We start from the raw sequence: 16060 nt of genomic DNA on the forward strand, positions 1-16060 counted from the left end.
CGTGCTATTCCACAGAGTGCATTTGTTCAGCCATCTGACTGCACTGTCGTAAAAGAGCACCTAGCACGATTCGTAGCTTGCTCACGTCGTACTCATTGGCGGCGATAGCCTCTGCACTCGCTTTGTAGAACGCATCGGCATAGCTTTCCTTGAAGTCAAGTGAGCCTTGATAGACATCCAATTTCTCTTTGTAGTTCGTCCAAGTCACTTGCGGTGGATTGCGGTCTTTCAGTCGCAGATCCAAATAGCATTCGATCGCCGCAGCTCGACCATTGAGATCAGCGTTGGATACCCCATCAGGGCCTCGTGCGGGAAAACTGCGCAGCTCCTCTAGGTCAGGAAGGACCATCGCGCACATGTTCACGGGGAAGTTGAAGCGCTGCAGGCTGCGGAACGCATCGTGACCTTCTGCGTCGTTGTCAAAGAGAAAAACGACTCGATTGTGGACGTCGATTTTGACGAGCCCTTCCGCGAATTTGGCCAGGTTGCCCGTGCCAGAGAAAGGGTGCCGATCTGCCACTTCCATGAACTTGAAGAAGTCCTGAACCTCAGGGAGAAGGAGCGCGATTGCTCGCTTCAGGATGTGGGTGTCAGATGATCCTTCCGTTGCAATTAAGTACGTTTGGGTGCGACGTGCGCCGGCAACAAAATCACTGTTCTGCGCCCAGCCTGCGCTAACGAATTTACCGTAGTCCCAGACGACCTCAAGGTCTAAATTTTCTGGATTTTCGGCAAGAACTCTCAGCGTTGAATAGGGGCTGAGAAACCCTAGCAGGTTGCCAAAATGACTTCGCTCGGAGTACCCGCCAGTCTCTCGATACAGAGCGCCTGCCGGCAGTTGCTCTATGGCGGCCTCGTGCGAGAAAAAACCGCGTTTTGCCCTGTGCTCCTCGTCGTAGTCAGCGTTGTACTCGTCGCTAAGTTTGCTCACGGCATAGGTTCGTATGAAGGCTACGAACTGATCGAAATCCAGCAGCCCAGATGTGTCAGTTCGCTCAGGGGCTTCCGTATCCAGTCGCTGCTCGTGATCCTGCATTGCGAGGCGATCATATTCGGCCTTTACCGCTGGGAGCGTATAACCAAGCAGTTCGAGTCTTGGAATGAGCGACCTAAGCGGACGACAAAAGCACATTTCACTCTGGGAGACGTCCTCGTCAGGGTGTTGCTCGTAGTACTCATAATTGATGTATTTATGGCGTCGACGCTTACGATCTAACTCTTGGAAGAGCATCCCATGGTCGATGCCCATATAGGTCGTGTTGTAGGTGAGCTCGATGTCGCCCACGGTTAACGTGATGGGTGTGCTCATCGGAACTCCTAATGATGCTGCTCTCGGCTGACTTTATCTGTCGAGTCGAACCCTTAGCCTTCTTGCTCGCTCCTGGAAAGCTGTCGTGCCTCCTTCGAGGATTTCGCAAACAGATTGCCGAATCTCCTCGTTTTCTAGCCCACCTGATATGTAGGTGATCGGAGGCAGGCCACCATCTACATTGGGGCCTGACGCGGCCACAATGATTTGATCGGCATCAGTATTAATGACCAAGTTTGCGTTGTGGGTGACCATGATCACCTGACGCTTTGCCTTCGCTGCAATGAAAAGCGACACCAACTCATCGAACACCGACTTGGGGTCTAAGTTTTCTTCAGGCTGGTCGATGATCAGGGGACGATCGTCCGCATCATCTAGTGCTAGATACAGGAGCAAAAGGACGATGCCCCGCGTTCCAGGAGAGAGCTTTCGAATATCGACGCCGTCGTAGGAAATTTCATAGCGAACGGTCAGGTGATCGGTTCCAAAAAGCCAATGTGCAAACTGCTTCGACCAGGCACGAAACTCAGTTTGCTGGGACTGTACATAAGGCGCATGTGTTAGCAGATCCTTGCTGTACTTTTCCATGAAGGAGGTCATCGCTTCCTGCACTTCCGGTGCCGAGCCGGTTTCCCACGCTGCCTTTAGTTCTTGGATGGCTGCTTTGATTAGTGAGCCGCGGCCATAAAATGGACCAGCCTTCCGCCGATCAAGTAGTTCCTCCTCGGCGATTGTTCCCCAGCTTTCAACATCGGCTATGCGGCGAACCGAGAAGCTGAGTTTTTTGAGGGTGCCGGAAGATGCTGCGAGCCGGGCCATTAATGGTTCATACAAGCTGGCCAACGCGTTCTGCTCGTTAATAATGGCGTCGAAAACGCGTCCGTACGTGTCATTACGCTCGGCTTGCAAGGCCTTGCGACGGGCCTCGGCTCCAACTGCATCAGCGAGGCGTGACTCGAGTACCTGAAGTGCAGTGTTTTCCTGCGCGATCCGTGCTGCTAGCGTCGTGTACTGATCCCGCACGATCTTGTCAGCACTGAACAGTGCCTCAAGGCGTGTCATCTCAGCTGCGATGGGCGCTAGTGGTAGCTTAGAGAGATCGGTAGCCCCATCGATAAGAGGGACATTCGGATCGCCAAGCGGTGGTGCGATGCCATTTAATTTACGGACTTCTCCGTCGGCCCACTTGATGTATGACGCGAGGCCCTCATCGACGTCGCCCTTATACACCAGCAAAAAATCGTCCCACTGCTGGTCGCTTAGTCCGCTGTTCGAATGACGCTCACGAGCTTGGCGAAGCATTTCTGGTGCACGCGTCGCGCGCATGCTTCGAACTTCATCCTGCAGCGCTTCATAGGTCCGACGCTGGTTGCCGAAGGATTGAATCTTGGAGCGAAGGCTTTGAGCCACCTGGCTGAGTTCGGTGTGGCGATTAACGTGGGCCTCAGTGCCTTTGACGACCAGCTTTGCCAGGTCAGCGTTGTAATCTGCGATCAGCTTCTTCTTCTGAGCGACTTGGGTAGTCAGCGCGGCTACGAGGCCTTCCTTTTCAAGCTCGGTAGCAATTCGACTTGAGATGTCTTCTAGCGCGCCGGCTTCGCGCTCACGAGCCTGTTGGAATCGTGCAGTGAGCTGATCTCGAAGCTCTGCGAAATCAATGGCACCGTCGCGATCATCCGGCGAGTGCGAATCAAAAATGACTCGCTCGATCTCCTCTACAAGACCATCAGAAACACCTTTAGCCGAGCAAAGCTCCTCGACGAACTGCTGAGACAAATAGCGCGCCCGAGGAAATGACAAATGCCCATTCGCATCCCTGCCATCGAGGGAGCGCGTAATCTCTGCTCCACCGCCCCAGGATAGCGTCGTTGAAGCATCGCCAAGCAGCTGGCGTGCACGGGCAAGGAATGATGGGCTGATAGCTTCATCAGCACTCCATCCGAATGGCGAAATCGCCTCACAACCTGCGGCGATTATGTCTGCCAAGGCGGTCTTACCTGAGCCACGCGCGCCAATGATTGCTACTAAGCCTGGGTTCAGCGGTATGTCCGGCGTTGTTAGCCAGTCCGCGTCATCGATCCTGACGTGAGAGATGACTTGGGAAGGCATTGCCGTACGGGGTGGCACTTCTCCAACATAGGCCCGACCTTCGGGATCAATGCAGGCCTGGCGAAGCGAGTCGAACTCCAGCCCTCCTTTGATCCACGAAAAACGATTGTCGACAGGCTGCCCCACCGATTGTTGGTTATGGGAGTCACTCCCATGCAAACAAGGCTTACAACCGTCATATCGACTGCGCAAGTCAGCTGCAGTCACACCAGGCCGCAGGCCAAGCCAGAACTCTCGCTGAGACAGACTGCTCGAGAAAATGATGTGGGCGAACTTCTCGATTTCCTGGCGAACCGTTGCATCGGCAGCCTGGCGCAATCCGGACGTACCATCACCAGACCCACCGGCTACCGCGATCAGGATATTTTTCTTTGCCCATTCACTCTCGTGAAAGACCTTTCGCAGCAGGTTGAAATTGACTTTGAACTGCGTTGCGCCGTGCCGTAGAGCCGCCTCATCATCAATGATCGACTGGTCAGCACGCTTGCCGAGCTTGATCAGCTCTTCGCGTGTGCAGTCAAAGTTGTCATTGAATGCTGGAAACTGAAGCCGCTTGAGGAGGCGTTTGACCTCAGACAAATGCTCCGGGTCTTCCGGGCTTACCAAGAGGTGGATGTTCACGAACCCCGACTTTGCAGCTACATCGAGGCGCAGCTCGATGTTGGGGAAAATTAGCTTCACGCCTGGCAATCGGCCTGCGGCTTTGTGCCTGAGAAACTCTTCGTAGGTGTCCGTAACGTAGTAGTCAGTTACGGCAATGGCTTCGATCTGTGGCGTTAGTTTCTCGAGGCTCGAGAGATACTCTCCCCACGGATTTGCAGATCCAAACTGATTGTTGAGCACGGTGCCAGGAGCATGAATATGTGGTTCCCACCGATGCCACTCTGAACCCCGACTAATCATTTGAAGTCCTCACGACCAAAGTTTCCATCCCTTGAGTGCGCAAGGCGCTACCCGTTTGAACCTGATGCAGCATAGTCAGCACGATCGGAGCTTCCGAATTGAGTGCTTTGACAGTATGGCAATGTGCCGCTTTCTCCGAGTGCTGTCCATGACAAGGAGGCGTTTGATGGTTGGGGCTGCTGTGACCGCCGGGATAGGGCGACTGGTTAACAATCGACCAATTATCTATGTCGAGATAATTGCAGATAATTCCCGCGATCCGTTGCTGGCTTTGAGGACCGGAAACCTTGCCAAAGGTCTGAATCAGAGCGGTTGAGTACAGCGGAGCCTAGGTTTCATATGAGGCAGCAACAACGTCTGAGGCACCCGTCCGGTGGCACAGCGCTGGAACTGCTGTACCAGAAATGACAAAGGCGGCCTCAACGAGACCGCCTCAACCAAGTTTCATCACCGGTATACACACCCGGGAGAGGAAGCTCTTGGGCAGGTGCCAAGAATAACACCAATCAAAACGTCACTGCGAAGGCAATGCCGCCACGTCGAGCCGCCTTCAGGTAGACCGTAGATCCGCAATCTCAGCATGGATGCTGTTGAGAATCTGATCCGCCTCGCCCTCCGGTGCCTGTTTTAGATAGGCCAGGATGAGTAAAGAGGCTGGGTGAACCGAAAGAATGGCGGCGACTTGCTCAATCTTCTCCAGCGAAGGCTTCCATTTACCGCGCTCAATTGCACTGATGTAGCTCTGGCTGGGGCCCAGTCCTTCCTGGGGCAATTCCCTCTGTTGCCGAAGCTCTTTAATCACCAGCCCAAGCGCTTCATTCAGTTCCACTTTTGCTGCCTCGCAAAAGGAACGATGAAGCCTTTTCGAGGACAAATGAGCTATGCTGTATATAGCTTAAATGTGGAAAGCCATCGATGTTCACCACCCACCGGCATGCTGAAATCCCGCTCGCGCCAATATTTGGGGAGCCTTACCAGCTGTGGCGCTTTGTTGAGCTCGAGCAGCATCGTCCCTGGTTTTGCGTAACCCTCAACATTGGCAAGGGTAGAGCGAGCTGGAGAACGATGTACCTTGTTGCGTCCGAGGCCGAGCTGGAACAAATGCTGGAAGATACAGCTGCCAGCGCCAAAGTAGAGGACGTGCAAGTAATCACTCCCGCACGGCTGAATGGAACCGGCGCATGGCAGATGGAACCGCTTGCAGAGCTGGTCCGCATCTTCGATACCGATGACAAGGTATTGGGCTATGACCTCAAGACCGCGTCAGGGATTATCTACTCAGATAGAGATCACACCCCCTCGACCGACGTGGGACGCGCTCAAATCTACCGCTCCACGGCTGCCTAACTGCACGCGCCATGAGCAGTCTCGCTGAGGTAATACTCACGCGAGTAGGGTGTCTACCTGAAGGGAGTCTGCTGTCGACTCGAGACCTTCTGCACCTAGGTAGTCGCAGTGCAGTGAACCAGGCTTTTTCCCGGCTAGCGAAGGATGGGCATTTGCTACGAGTGGCGCGCGGTCTATACGTAGCGCCAGTCACCACACGCTTCGGTAAGCGTTCTCCTGTGCCGGAGATGGTGATCCGTTCCCTGGCTGTGGCAACCCGAGAGGTAATCGTCGCCAACGGTGCATGGTCGGCCAATGCCTTAGGCTTGACGCGGCAGATGCCTGTCCGGCAGATATTCCTCACCGGTGGTCGGTCGCGAATCCTGTATTTGGGTAAGACCGAAATAGTGATCAAGCATGCGCCGAAGTGGCAGATGGCTCTCGGGGACTCCTTTGCGGGTCAGGCGGTTCGAGCACTGGCCTGGTTGGGGCCACCTCAATCACGTGGGGCCGCGGTGAAGCTGAAAAAACTGCTACCTGCTTGCGAATGGCGGGCTCTGCAATCAACTAGATCCCTGCTCCCGGCCTGGATGGCGGAGCTTATCTGACACACAAGGCGGGATCTCTGAGATATGACAGTCGGAGCACTTCATCGTCGGTTGGGTTTACCTACAACGCATTAGCAGATGCACCATGCCGCCCTGGATGGACTCCCGACAAAACTGGCTGCAGATCTAGCACATGAGTTAGGCCTGCCATCCTCTCAGGTCGCAAAGTGGATCGGAGCATCACCTCGCCGGGCCGTCATGTCTCCACGGTCAAGTGAGGTCCTCTATCACCTTGTCGAGGTTTTGGATGCTCTTCTGGATCTCTATGACGGCAATCTTGATGGAGCCCTTAGATGGCTGACCTCGCCTAATCTGGCGCTGGCAGCTGAACGGCCGGTAGATCTGCTCGTTACGGAGCCTGGCTGCCGGGCAGTGCTCCAAGTCATCCGTTCCATGGAGCATGGCCTGCCTGTCTAACAGCCTCCAATCGGTTAAAGAAGCGCACGCCTGACCACGGCGTCCCTATCAAAAATGGCAAGTTTCTGACTTATAAGAGAGGCGAGAGGACTCCGTCCGCCCGGCTAGTGGAGCAAATCGAGCAGCAGGTACCGCGATCAGCTCGGAACCTGAATCATCCGCTTTGGCAGGTGCTCCGGACGTCAAAGTCGATCAAGACCTCAGCGTGCCAGTGGGTCCGGCAACTTGATCCTGAGATCCAGCGATTTGCGTTATCAAACGGAGAGGTGTCGATGGGCTGGGGGCGCCATACCTTGGAACCGTTGGAGCGGCGTGCAAGCCTGGATAGCCTTGCCGCTCTTACAATTATGCTCCGCCTCCATCATGAGCAAGGAAACCTGCTGGCAGTGTCGGATTTCGGTTGGAGCGATGCCACAAGCACTCCTTGACGCACATTCTGTGTCGATTGGCGAGGGTGCGATCGCGCTGCACAGCGACACAGGCATCCCCTTCGCTCCCTTGGCACGGGCTCGTCGCGATTGCTAGTGGCAGGGTTGCAAAGAGCTGCAGCTAGCGCCGCGCCAATTGCTCTTGTCGATGAGGTGGAATATGGGCTTGAACCTCATCGGCTCATGCGATTCTTGGACTCCCTGGGCGCAAAGGACGCTGCCGCTCCGCTGCAGGTCTTCATGACGACTCACTCACCGGTCGCGCTGCGCGAATTGTCCGGCAGCCAGTTATTCGTTGTTCGGTCTGGGCCTCAACGCCACAGCGTTATGGCGGCAGGGGAGGCCAACGAAGTACAAAGTACCCTTCGGAAGGACCCAGAGGCATTCCTCGCCAAATCCATTATCGTTTGCGAGGGTGCCAGCGAGGTTGGCTTCGCGCGTGGCCTTGACCAATGGTGGGGCAGCCTTGGCGCTACCTCATTCCTGGCTCATGGTGGCGCTTATGTGGACGCCGGCGGGGGAAGTCCCGATAACAGTCTTATCCGTGGAACGGCACTTCAGAACCTAGGCTATCGCGTGATGGTTTTTGTAGACGCCGACAAACCTTCGACCGCAGGGCTACCTGAAGCATTCTTGGCCGCAGGCGGACAAATTCTGACATGGCGACCAGGTCTCACTCTGGAGGACGAGATCTTCCGCCATCTCAGTGACCAAGCACTCGATGCACTTCTGGCGAAAGCCGAAACAATAGTGGGTGCAGAGCTGATGAATGCGCACATCCAGACGAAGTCCCAAGGACGTGTGACACTACATGACATCAAAGCTGAAAGACTTATTCAGGGCTACTTGCCCGCGACGCGAGAGCTTTTGGGAGCTGCATCTCGTATCCGCAACAGCGGGTGGTTCAAGTCGTTGACAACCTATCAGGAGGTTGCAAGGGACATCGTCGGCCCGTCTCTACAGAACGCCGACCCGGGCTTCATGGCAGTCACGAATCAGCTCTGGACGTTTACAAGTGCCCCTTGAGATCGATCTTTTCGCTATTGAGCGTGGCTCCATAACAGCCCCCGCAGGTTGTGGAAAAACGCAATTGATTGCCGAGACGCTCATCGCGCATAGGCAGAGCAAACCCATACTCGTACTGACGCACACGAACGCAGGCGTTGCGGCCTTACGGGCACGCCTGAGACGAGCCGGCGTTCCTAACTCCGCATATCGAGTCTCCACCATTGATGGATTCTCGATGCGCCTCATCGCTAAGTTCCCAGCGCGAAGCGGCCATAACCCACAGATCTTACAGCTCCACCAGCCCAACACCGACTACCCTGCAATTCGGCACGCCGCCATGCTGTTACTGCAGGCAGGCCACCTTGCTCAGCCTCTCCGTGCCACTTACGCGCGCTTGCTTGTCGACGAATACCAGGACTGCAACGTCGTCCAGCACGCCATCGTGTCAGGTTTGGCCCAGGTGCTACCGACCTGCGTGCTCGGTGACCCAATGCAAGCCATCTTCGACTTTCGTGGCAATCGACTGGTGCATTGGGCGAATGAGGTGCAGCCCCTGTTCCCCGCGGCAGGAGAGCTGAGGATACCCTGGCGCTGGCGGCTGGCCGGAGCTGAGAACCTTGGGCAGTGGCTACTCGCCATACGGCAGCAACTTCAAGTTGGCCAGCCGGTGGATCTGCGCACGGCTCCGGCAGAAGTGCGCTGGGTGCAGCTCAACGCCGGGACCGAAGTCCAGCAGCGGCTGGTGGCCGCTAGAACCGAGTCACCCAACGCTCGGGGCAGCGTCCTCATCATCGGGGACTCCATCAACGTGCAAGGTCGCCATCAGCTCACGAGCCAGACACCCGGCGCCATGGCCGTCGAAGCCGTCGACCTAAGGGACCTCGTCAACTTCGCCAGGAACTTTAACCTGCAGGGTGCCAATGCTCTGGCACAACTTGCGGAATTTGCTTCAAGCGTGATGACGGGGGTAGGTGCAGCAAACCTGCGAACGCGTGTGGAGTCTCTGCGCACAGGACGTGCCCGAACGCCACCGACCCCGGCCGAGGCCGAGGCCGTCGCATTCGTCGGGGAGCCAACACCGCAGCGAGCACTCCTTGTGCTCAACGCCCTCGCCGAACAGCCGGGGGCACGGGTGTACCGACCGGAAGTTCTGCACTGCTGCCGGTCCGCTATGCAAGCTGTGGCGGGAGGTACAGCCGACTTTCTGAGTGCAGCCATTCAAGCGCGAGAACGCAATCGACACCTTGCCCGCCCCATCGCAAGACGCTCGGTAGGCAGCACATTACTTCTCAAGGGGCTCGAGGCGGATGTCTCGGTTGTTCTGCATCCTGAACTTATGACCGCTCAGAATCTGTATGTCGCCCTGACGAGGGGCGCAAGGCACGTAGTGGTGTGTTCATCGAACCCCATCCTGATGCCTGTGAACAACGGCTGAGCCTTATTGTTGCGTTTGCGCACTTGACCTTGCCATCGTGTCAAGGTCGATACTGTCTGTGCGGTAACTTGAGCCGCGGACGAAATGAGGTGAGAGAGATGTTCAGCCTGAATGTTTCGGGTATGGGTTGTGGCAGTTGCGTCAGCAAAATCACGAAGGCCATCCAGACGCTGGATCAGGACGCACGCGTAGAGGTGGATCGGGCAGCCGGCAAGGTCACTGTAGAGAGCACAGAAAGTGCCGAATCGATCCGCGAGCTGATCCAGGAGCTTGGTTATGCGGCCCAGGTCAGCGCTTGAGCGCTGGCCTGCCGACCGACTAAATCTCCAGTTCTGAGAGCTCTTTCAGCCCGTGAATACTGGTGACCTCGTTAGTAATACCTTCATCCCCATCTCGGCCGCGAAGCCAGTTTGAGTGATCGCCTGGCTCGCGCATTTCCAGCGTGTCATAGGAGTAGCGCTTTCGCTTGAACAGGCTTTTCAATGCGGCGAACTCGTGGCTTTTCTCGTCTTCTATTCCGACGACTTTTCCTACAAGCGCCTCCCAATGACCGACGCCGTCGGCCAGCATCGCCTGGTAAGTCTCTGGGTCCAGCAAGGCTTGCTGTTTGAAATGAATGATGCGGTGTGTCATAGACGCGCTCGGGAGTGGCCAAAGAGAAGCCGCTAGCCTATAGGTTCCGGGTCATTCGTGAATAGTTGCCCTGAGCTTTAGCAAACCTTCGTTGACCCACAATTTCAACCAAGTTGCGGCCTGCAGGGGGGCTTGCTCTCCATGTGTTGCGCTCAATGACTCGCAGAGTTCGGCGAACGATCCACCCTCGACGAAAAACCGCAATGCTGACGCCTCTTCTGGCTCCAGGCTTCGGTACTGGCATACGAGGTTATGACGCCAGACCAGACAGTCTCGATTCCCGGCTGGTTGGGTGGCAACGGGAAGCAGATCCCCAGACTTGGCAGCCTTCCACAGCGCCAGGGTGTTGTACTGCAATCGCAGCCATCTGGCAGATGGAGTCAGGGAAACCCTGAATGAAACCCAGTCTTCAGCCGAAAACTCACTGATGGCCTGCAGTGAAAGCGCTTCGACATCCTGAGCATCGAAAGCCAGTGTAAAAGCCCACTCCAGCTCCGCGAGTTCGCGCATCGGTGAAAGTTGAGGTTCCGCAATGTAGCTGCGAATGAACTCGGGCAGCTTTTCACCCAGCCAGCGAATGCTGAAATGCCGCGGTGGCCAGGCGGCGATATAGGCCAGTGCGAGTTGCTCGAACGACTCTTCTCCCAGCCATTGCTGCAGCGCCGGGAAATCCTCGCGCAGCACCGCCAGCAGGCGCGAGCGATAGGCGTTATGGTAGATCCGCAGGCCTTCGAGGGCACTCAGCGCAGTGCAACCCCGGACTTGCTCCAAAAGCTCGTTGGAGGGCAGGGCACCATCTGTCAGGTAAGTTTCAAATGCAGTCTGTAAGGCGCTTAGGCTCAAAGGGTTGCCCTCGATATCACGCCATTGGCGATAGCTCGGGCATGCTCCAACTCGGATAACAGATCCTCGAACGGTGGAAAATGATCATCCCGCTCGATCAACGTCGACGTTGGACCCAAGTAGCTCAAAGTCTTGCTGTAGAGTGCCCAAACCGGGTCAGCGATGGGCTGGTCGTGGGTGTCGATGAGGTATTGCCCGTAATCGCTATGCCCGGCCAGGTGAATTTGACGAATCCGCTCGTGCGGCAATTCCAAGATGAACTGCCATGGGTCGAAATCCTGATTTCGTGCGCTGACGTAGACGTTGTTCACGTCAAGGAGCAATTCGCAACCGGTCAGGAAACTCAGTTCCGAGAGAAACTGCGATTCGCTCATGCTGGACGTCTTCCACTGCACGTAAGAAGAAACGTTCTCCAGCACAATGGGACGTTCCAGAACATCCTGCACTAGACGCACCCGCGCGGCGACATGCAGCAGGCTTTCTTGGGTAAACGGCAGCGGCAGCAGGTCGTGGAGTTGATGGGCGTTGCCGCGACTCCAGCACAAGTGGTCGGAAACCCACTGGGGCTGTACCCGGTCCGCCAGTTGCTTGAGCTGTCGTAGGTAGCCCATGTCCAGGTTATGCGAACCGCCGATCGACAGCGATACTCCGTGCATCACCAACGGGTATTGCTCGCCAATCGCATCGAGAAAGTAGAGGGCCTTGCCACCGCCCACCAGGTAATTCTCGGAAATGATCTCAAACCAGTCGACCGCAGGTCGCTGTTCAAGAATCTGCTGGTAATACTCACTGCGAAGGCCAAGACCGAACCCCAGTGTTTTGTGCTTACTCATTCAAGACTCCAGCAGGGGAGTGGCAGGCACTCCCCGCAACGGCATTATTCGCTGGTCTTACCACCGGCCTCATCGCACTTGGCCTGAGTCATCAGCTTGAAACCCTGGCCTTTACATTCTCCCTGGCCTTTGCAGGCATTTTTGGCGGTCATGCAGTCGTTCTGGCCCTTGCAACCGTTGACGCCGAAGCACTTCACTTCAGCTGCTTTGGTGTCCTGGGCGGCCTGGACAGGCAGGGTAGCAAACAGGCTGGCGGCCACGAGAGCCAGAGCGGCACCGGTAGCGACGTTGGATTTATTCGACATAGTGACAATCTCTCTTAATTGTTGGTGGTCTTATCCGCGGGTGCGAATGACCCTGATTAGCTTAGGCATCGCTGCCGTGCATGCCCTCCCAAGAAATTCGCAAGGCTTTATGAGGGCATGAAAGACAGTACCGAGCCTTCTGGATGGGCTACAAGAAAGAAATAGCAACCTGACAGAACCGTAATGTTCGGCTCAGGTTGCTGACAGGCCCTCTTAGTTAACGTGACATCGAGCCTAAAGCTCGGCCTCTGCAGCTGCAGGGACCACTTAACTTACGAGGAATACCCAAAATGAAATCGATCAAAGCTCTGTTTGTAGTTACTGCTCTGAGCATCTCCAGCTTGGCAATGGCTGAAGGTGGTGCTGACCGAACCTTCGCGCGCATGGAGCAGGCACGCCAGACGTCTCTGGAGGCCTACCGGGTGGCCCAGCAGCAGAAAGTTGAGGCTCCTGTAGCCAGCAGTCCAACCGAGCAAGCAGAGCACACCAACTGCTGAAGTCATCTACCTTACAGAAATGTAATCACCCGGATGGTTGAAATATGGCAGTTTCATACTGCTCTTCGTCGGTAAGGCATTGTGCAATGCACCGACGTGGAAAGTTGAGGGGTAAATCCCCGACATTGAAGCAGCCATGAACCCGAGACCGGGCACACCATCACCGGCTCATTTGACGGATTGGACAAAACGGCATGCAAAGCAAAACCACAAGGCGCACCTTCGTCAAAGGCCTGGCAGCCACCGGTATTATCGGCGGACTTGGCCTGTGGCGCACGCCGGTCTGGGCGGTGAACAGCCTCGGCCAGCCCAACGTACTGACTGGTAACGAATTCGACCTATTCATCGGTGAAACCCCGGTGAACATCACCGGCGCAGCGCGCACGGCCATGACCATCAACGGCTCGCTCCCTGGGCCGATTCTTCGTTGGCGCGAAGGCGATATCGTCACATTGCGCGTGCGCAACCGCCTCAAGGAGGACACCTCCATCCATTGGCACGGCATCATCCTGCCGGCGAACATGGATGGTGTTCCTGGCCTGAGCTTCCATGGCATCGCCCCTGATGGCATGTATGAGTACAAGTTCAAGGTCAACCAGAACGGCACCTACTGGTATCACAGCCATTCTGGGCTCCAGGAGCAGGTCGGCGTATACGGTGCGCTGGTCATCGATGCCAAGGAGCCCGAGCCCTTCAGTTACGACCGTGATTACGTCGTGTTGCTGAGCGACTGGACGGATGAAAATCCAACGCGGGTACTGGCCAAGCTCAAGAAACAGTCGGACTACTACAACCAGCACAAACGCACCGTTGGTGACTTCATCGATGACGTAAGCGAGATGGGTTGGTCCGCCGCCGTAGCCGATCGCAAGATGTGGGCCGAGATGAAGATGAGCCCGACGGATCTCGCTGACGTCAGTGGCTACACCTACACCTACCTGATGAATGGCCAGGCACCTGATGGCAACTGGACCGGCATATTCAAACCAGGCGAAAAGATCCGCCTGCGGTTCATTAATGCCTCGGCTATGACCTATTTCGATGTGCGCATCCCAGGCCTGAAGATGACTGTGGTTGCGGCCGATGGTCTGCACGTCAAACCGGTCAGCGTCGACGAGTTCCGTATCGCCGTGGCCGAGACCTACGACGTGATCATCGAACCAGACAGCGAACAGGCCTATACCGTGTTTGCCCAATCCATGGACCGCACTGGCTATGCGCGCGGCACCCTTGCTGTACAGGAGGGGTTGAGTGCACCAGTACCCAGCCCCGACCCGCGTCCGCTGATTGCCATGGGCGACATGGGTATGGATCACGGCAGCATGGGCGGTATGGATCACGGGAACATGGCCGGAATGGACCACGGCAGTATGGCGGGCATGGATCATGGGAGCATGCAGGGTGGCATGGCCGGCATGGATCACAGCCAGATGGCTGGAATGGATCATTCGGGCATGGCAGGCATGGCAGGTGCCATGCAGGCACACCCAGCCTCAGAGACCAACAACCCGCTGGTCGATATGCAAACCATGACACCAACGCATAAGTTGGACGACCCAGGTATTGGTTTGCGAGACAACGGCCGACGCGTCCTCACGTACTCTGACCTGCGCAGCACCTTCCTCGACCCGGATGGTCGCGAACCAAGTCGCACCATCGAGCTGCACCTTACCGGGCACATGGAGAAATTCTCCTGGTCCTTCGATGGCATCAAGTTCTCTGACGCCGAGCCTCTGCGCCTCAAGTACGGCGAGCGTGTTCGCATCACGCTGGTCAACGACACCATGATGACTCATCCGATCCATCTTCATGGCATGTGGAGCGACCTGGAGGATGCGAACGGCAATTTCCTGGTGCGTAAACACACCATCGACATGCCGCCAGGTTCCAAGCGCAGCTATCGGGTGACCGCCGATGCGTTGGGGCGTTGGGCCTATCACTGCCACCTGTTGCTCCACATGGAAACGGGCATGTTCCGTGAAGTCCGTGTGGATGAGTAAAGGAGATTTCTGATGAGTACTTTTATGAAGCGTAATGCCCTGTTTGGCAGCGCAGCGATGTTCAGTCTTTTGGCTGTTCTGCACGCGCCGACGTCATTGGCAGGTGAGGGGCACAGCGAGCACGAACAACATGCTGCCGAGTCGGCTGCGCCCGACGCCAGTGACAAGCCTGCAGATCAATCGAAAGGCAAGGCCGCTGGCCATCAGATGGATCATGGCGCCATGGACCATGAGGGTATGAACCATGACGATATGGGGCACGAGAAGATGATGGATAAGCATGGCGGCACCGAAGCCGAAGCAGGTTCGAACCATGACCACTAGGTTTTCACGCCCGTCCCTCATAGCGCTGGCCGTGTCGCTGAGTGCACTCAGCGGCGGCGTTACCCAGGCTGCGGAAGAAATGGATCATTCGGCAATGGGGCACGGCTCCATGTCGATGGACCACAGCCAGATGGGCCACGGTTCCGCCAAAGCGCCGATGGAGGGCATGGATCACAGCAAGATGGATCATGGTGCCATGCAGAGCGAATCGGGCAGCATGGACCATAGCCAGATGGGCCACAGCCAGAGCCAAGAGAAGGCCCCAGCCATGGACCACAGCAAGATGGGACACGGCACCATGCAGGGACAGATGGAGGGCATGGATCATTCGAAGATGAACCATGGCTCCGCTGAAGCCCCGAGAACTACCAGTCGTACGCCGATTCCCGTTCTGACGGATGCTGATCGCCAAGCGGCTTTCCCGCCACTGCCTGGCCACAAGGTGCATGACAGCGCCATCAACAGCTTTTTCCTGCTCGATCAGCTCGAATACCAAGACGCAGATGAGGGCAGCACCCTGGCCTGGGATGCGTCGGGTTGGGTAGGCGGTGATATCAACCGGGTCTGGTTCCGCTCCGAAGGCGAGCGTACCAACGGCGTTACCGAGGACGCTGAATTACAGCTGCTGTACGGCCGCTCGATCGGCCCTTGGTGGGATGTCGTCGCGGGCGTTCGCCAGGACTTTAAACCGGAGTCGCCGCAGACTTGGGCTGCCTTCGGTATCCAGGGCATGGCGCTTTACGCCTTTGAGGCCGAAGCCACGGCCTTCGTCGGCGAGAATGGCCAAACTGCTGCCCGACTGGAGGGCGAGTACGACATTCTGCTGACCAACCGGCTGATTCTCCAGCCAACTGCCGAAATGAACTTCTACGGCAAGAACGATCCTGAGCGAGGTGTGGGGTCTGGGTTGGCAAATACCGAGTTCGGCTTGCGTCTGCGTTACGAGATTGTCAGGCAGTTTGCCCCCTATATCGGGGTTTCCTGGAGCCGCTCCTATGGCAACACGGCAGACATGGTGCGCGACGAGGGCGGTGATGTAGACGAGGCGCGTTTTGTCGCCGGTATCCGGATGTGGTTTTGAG

Annotated in this window: 16 protein-coding genes and 1 pseudogene; 10 read left to right on the forward strand and 7 right to left on the reverse strand. The window is 56.5% G+C overall.

All coding sequences use genetic code 11. The features are described 5' to 3' along the window. Positions 1 to 4 precede the first annotated feature (4 nt). The 3 genes from BM059_RS07895 to BM059_RS07905 form a co-directional block, all read right to left on the reverse strand. Positions 5 to 1309, reverse strand: coding sequence for a HEPN/Toprim-associated domain-containing protein (locus BM059_RS07895; protein WP_074937821.1), 1305 nt, complete (start codon positions 1307 to 1309; stop codon positions 5 to 7). A 33-nt stretch (positions 1310 to 1342) separates the two neighbouring features. Then, positions 1343 to 4321, reverse strand: a complete 2979-nt coding sequence (locus tag BM059_RS07900; RefSeq protein WP_074937822.1) for a TrlF family AAA-like ATPase — start codon at positions 4319 to 4321, stop codon at positions 1343 to 1345. A 550-nt stretch (positions 4322 to 4871) separates the two neighbouring features. Continuing rightward, positions 4872 to 5150: a helix-turn-helix domain-containing protein gene (locus BM059_RS07905; protein WP_074937824.1), complete on the reverse strand. Its 279-nt coding sequence runs from the start codon at positions 5148 to 5150 to the stop codon at positions 4872 to 4874. Positions 5151 to 5236: 86 nt separating this feature from the next. Between BM059_RS07905 and BM059_RS25475 the strand changes: the two genes are divergently transcribed. The 6 genes and pseudogenes from BM059_RS25475 to BM059_RS07935 all read left to right on the forward strand — a co-directional run bounded on the left by BM059_RS25475 (position 5237) and on the right by BM059_RS07935 (position 9842). Then, the gene (locus BM059_RS25475) at positions 5237 to 5668 is read left to right on the forward strand and encodes a hypothetical protein (RefSeq protein ID WP_208606094.1); all 432 of its coding nucleotides are present in this window, start codon (positions 5237 to 5239) and stop codon (positions 5666 to 5668) included. A gap of 11 nt (positions 5669 to 5679) precedes the next feature. Next, a complete protein-coding gene (locus BM059_RS25590) occupies positions 5680 to 6255 on the forward strand; it encodes a DUF6088 family protein (RefSeq protein ID WP_074937825.1) in 576 nt (191 codons plus the stop codon). 78 nt (positions 6256 to 6333) lie between these two features. Further along, a complete protein-coding gene (locus tag BM059_RS25810; RefSeq protein WP_208606095.1) occupies positions 6334 to 6672 on the forward strand; it encodes an antitoxin Xre/MbcA/ParS toxin-binding domain-containing protein in 339 nt (112 codons plus the stop codon). A 393-nt stretch (positions 6673 to 7065) separates the two neighbouring features. Next, positions 7066 to 8126, forward strand: a pseudogene (locus BM059_RS07925) (ATP-dependent nuclease); the annotation flags it as partial. Further along, on the forward strand, positions 8116 to 9543 hold the full coding sequence (locus BM059_RS07930; protein WP_037058566.1) for a UvrD-helicase domain-containing protein: 1428 nt from the start codon (positions 8116 to 8118) through the stop codon (positions 9541 to 9543). The pseudogene BM059_RS07925 and the gene BM059_RS07930, both read left to right, overlap by 11 nt. A gap of 98 nt (positions 9544 to 9641) precedes the next feature. Next, entirely contained in the window at positions 9642 to 9842 is a 201-nt protein-coding gene (locus BM059_RS07935) for a heavy-metal-associated domain-containing protein (protein ID WP_003139539.1), read from the forward strand. A gap of 19 nt (positions 9843 to 9861) precedes the next feature. Here the strand turns inward: BM059_RS07935 and BM059_RS07940 are convergent, their stop codons facing one another. Genes BM059_RS07940 through bufA2 form a run of 4 tightly spaced genes read right to left on the reverse strand, consistent with a single transcriptional unit; the run spans position 9862 to position 12157 of the window. Then, positions 9862 to 10176: a hypothetical protein gene (locus BM059_RS07940; RefSeq protein WP_003139538.1), complete on the reverse strand. Its 315-nt coding sequence runs from the start codon at positions 10174 to 10176 to the stop codon at positions 9862 to 9864. Between the two features lie 51 nt (positions 10177 to 10227). Beyond that, positions 10228 to 11019 (reverse strand): HvfC/BufC N-terminal domain-containing protein, encoded by a 792-nt coding sequence (locus BM059_RS07945; RefSeq protein WP_039588637.1) that lies wholly within the window; start codon positions 11017 to 11019, stop codon positions 10228 to 10230. After that, positions 11016 to 11852 (reverse strand): MNIO family bufferin maturase, encoded by an 837-nt coding sequence (gene bufB / locus BM059_RS07950; RefSeq protein ID WP_074937827.1) that lies wholly within the window; start codon positions 11850 to 11852, stop codon positions 11016 to 11018. The genes BM059_RS07945 and bufB overlap by 4 nt, the downstream gene beginning before the upstream one ends. A 44-nt stretch (positions 11853 to 11896) precedes the next feature. Further along, a complete protein-coding gene (bufA2, locus tag BM059_RS07955) occupies positions 11897 to 12157 on the reverse strand; it encodes a BufA2 family periplasmic bufferin-type metallophore (RefSeq protein ID WP_004577564.1) in 261 nt (86 codons plus the stop codon). Positions 12158 to 12447: 290 nt separating this feature from the next. Between bufA2 and BM059_RS07960 the strand changes: the two genes are divergently transcribed. The 4 genes from BM059_RS07960 to BM059_RS07975 all read left to right on the forward strand — a co-directional run bounded on the left by BM059_RS07960 (position 12448) and on the right by BM059_RS07975 (position 16059). Continuing rightward, entirely contained in the window at positions 12448 to 12654 is a 207-nt protein-coding gene (locus BM059_RS07960) for a co-regulatory protein PtrA N-terminal domain-containing protein (RefSeq protein ID WP_074937829.1), read from the forward strand. A gap of 194 nt (positions 12655 to 12848) precedes the next feature. Continuing rightward, positions 12849 to 14654 (forward strand): copper resistance system multicopper oxidase, encoded by a 1806-nt coding sequence (locus BM059_RS07965; RefSeq protein WP_074937831.1) that lies wholly within the window; start codon positions 12849 to 12851, stop codon positions 14652 to 14654. A 12-nt stretch (positions 14655 to 14666) separates the two neighbouring features. Continuing rightward, positions 14667 to 14978 carry a hypothetical protein gene (locus BM059_RS07970; protein ID WP_003246749.1) on the forward strand — a complete coding sequence of 104 codons (312 nt, stop codon included), beginning with the start codon at positions 14667 to 14669 and terminating at the stop codon, positions 14976 to 14978. Further along, the gene (locus BM059_RS07975; RefSeq protein WP_074937833.1) at positions 14968 to 16059 is read left to right on the forward strand and encodes a copper resistance protein B; all 1092 of its coding nucleotides are present in this window, start codon (positions 14968 to 14970) and stop codon (positions 16057 to 16059) included. The genes BM059_RS07970 and BM059_RS07975 overlap by 11 nt, the downstream gene beginning before the upstream one ends. Position 16060: the final 1 nt, after the last annotated feature.

The organism is Ectopseudomonas composti, assembly GCF_900115475.1.
GTDB classification, from domain to species: Bacteria; Pseudomonadota; Gammaproteobacteria; order Pseudomonadales; family Pseudomonadaceae; genus Aquipseudomonas; species Aquipseudomonas composti.

Bases quoted from the DNA above. Each gene is read 5' to 3' on its own strand.
- BM059_RS07965 (WP_074937831.1), top strand. From the start codon at position 12,849: ATGCAAAGCAAAACCACAAGGCGCACCTTCGTCAAAGGCCTGGCAGCC.
- BM059_RS07970 (WP_003246749.1), top strand. From the start codon at position 14,667: ATGAGTACTTTTATGAAGCGTAATGCCCTGTTTGGCAGCGCAGCGATG.
- bufA2 (WP_004577564.1), bottom strand. From the start codon at position 12,157: ATGTCGAATAAATCCAACGTCGCTACCGGTGCCGCTCTGGCTCTCGTG.
- BM059_RS07940 (WP_003139538.1), bottom strand. From the start codon at position 10,176: ATGACACACCGCATCATTCATTTCAAACAGCAAGCCTTGCTGGACCCA.
- BM059_RS07975 (WP_074937833.1), top strand. From the start codon at position 14,968: ATGACCACTAGGTTTTCACGCCCGTCCCTCATAGCGCTGGCCGTGTCG.
- BM059_RS07895 (WP_074937821.1), bottom strand. From the start codon at position 1,309: ATGAGCACACCCATCACGTTAACCGTGGGCGACATCGAGCTCACCTAC.
- BM059_RS25590 (WP_074937825.1), top strand. From the start codon at position 5,680: ATGAGCAGTCTCGCTGAGGTAATACTCACGCGAGTAGGGTGTCTACCT.
- BM059_RS07935 (WP_003139539.1), top strand. From the start codon at position 9,642: ATGTTCAGCCTGAATGTTTCGGGTATGGGTTGTGGCAGTTGCGTCAGC.
- BM059_RS07960 (WP_074937829.1), top strand. From the start codon at position 12,448: ATGAAATCGATCAAAGCTCTGTTTGTAGTTACTGCTCTGAGCATCTCC.
- BM059_RS25475 (WP_208606094.1), top strand. From the start codon at position 5,237: ATGTTCACCACCCACCGGCATGCTGAAATCCCGCTCGCGCCAATATTT.
- BM059_RS25810 (WP_208606095.1), top strand. From the start codon at position 6,334: ATGCACCATGCCGCCCTGGATGGACTCCCGACAAAACTGGCTGCAGAT.
- BM059_RS07900 (WP_074937822.1), bottom strand. From the start codon at position 4,321: ATGATTAGTCGGGGTTCAGAGTGGCATCGGTGGGAACCACATATTCAT.
- bufB (WP_074937827.1), bottom strand. From the start codon at position 11,852: ATGAGTAAGCACAAAACACTGGGGTTCGGTCTTGGCCTTCGCAGTGAG.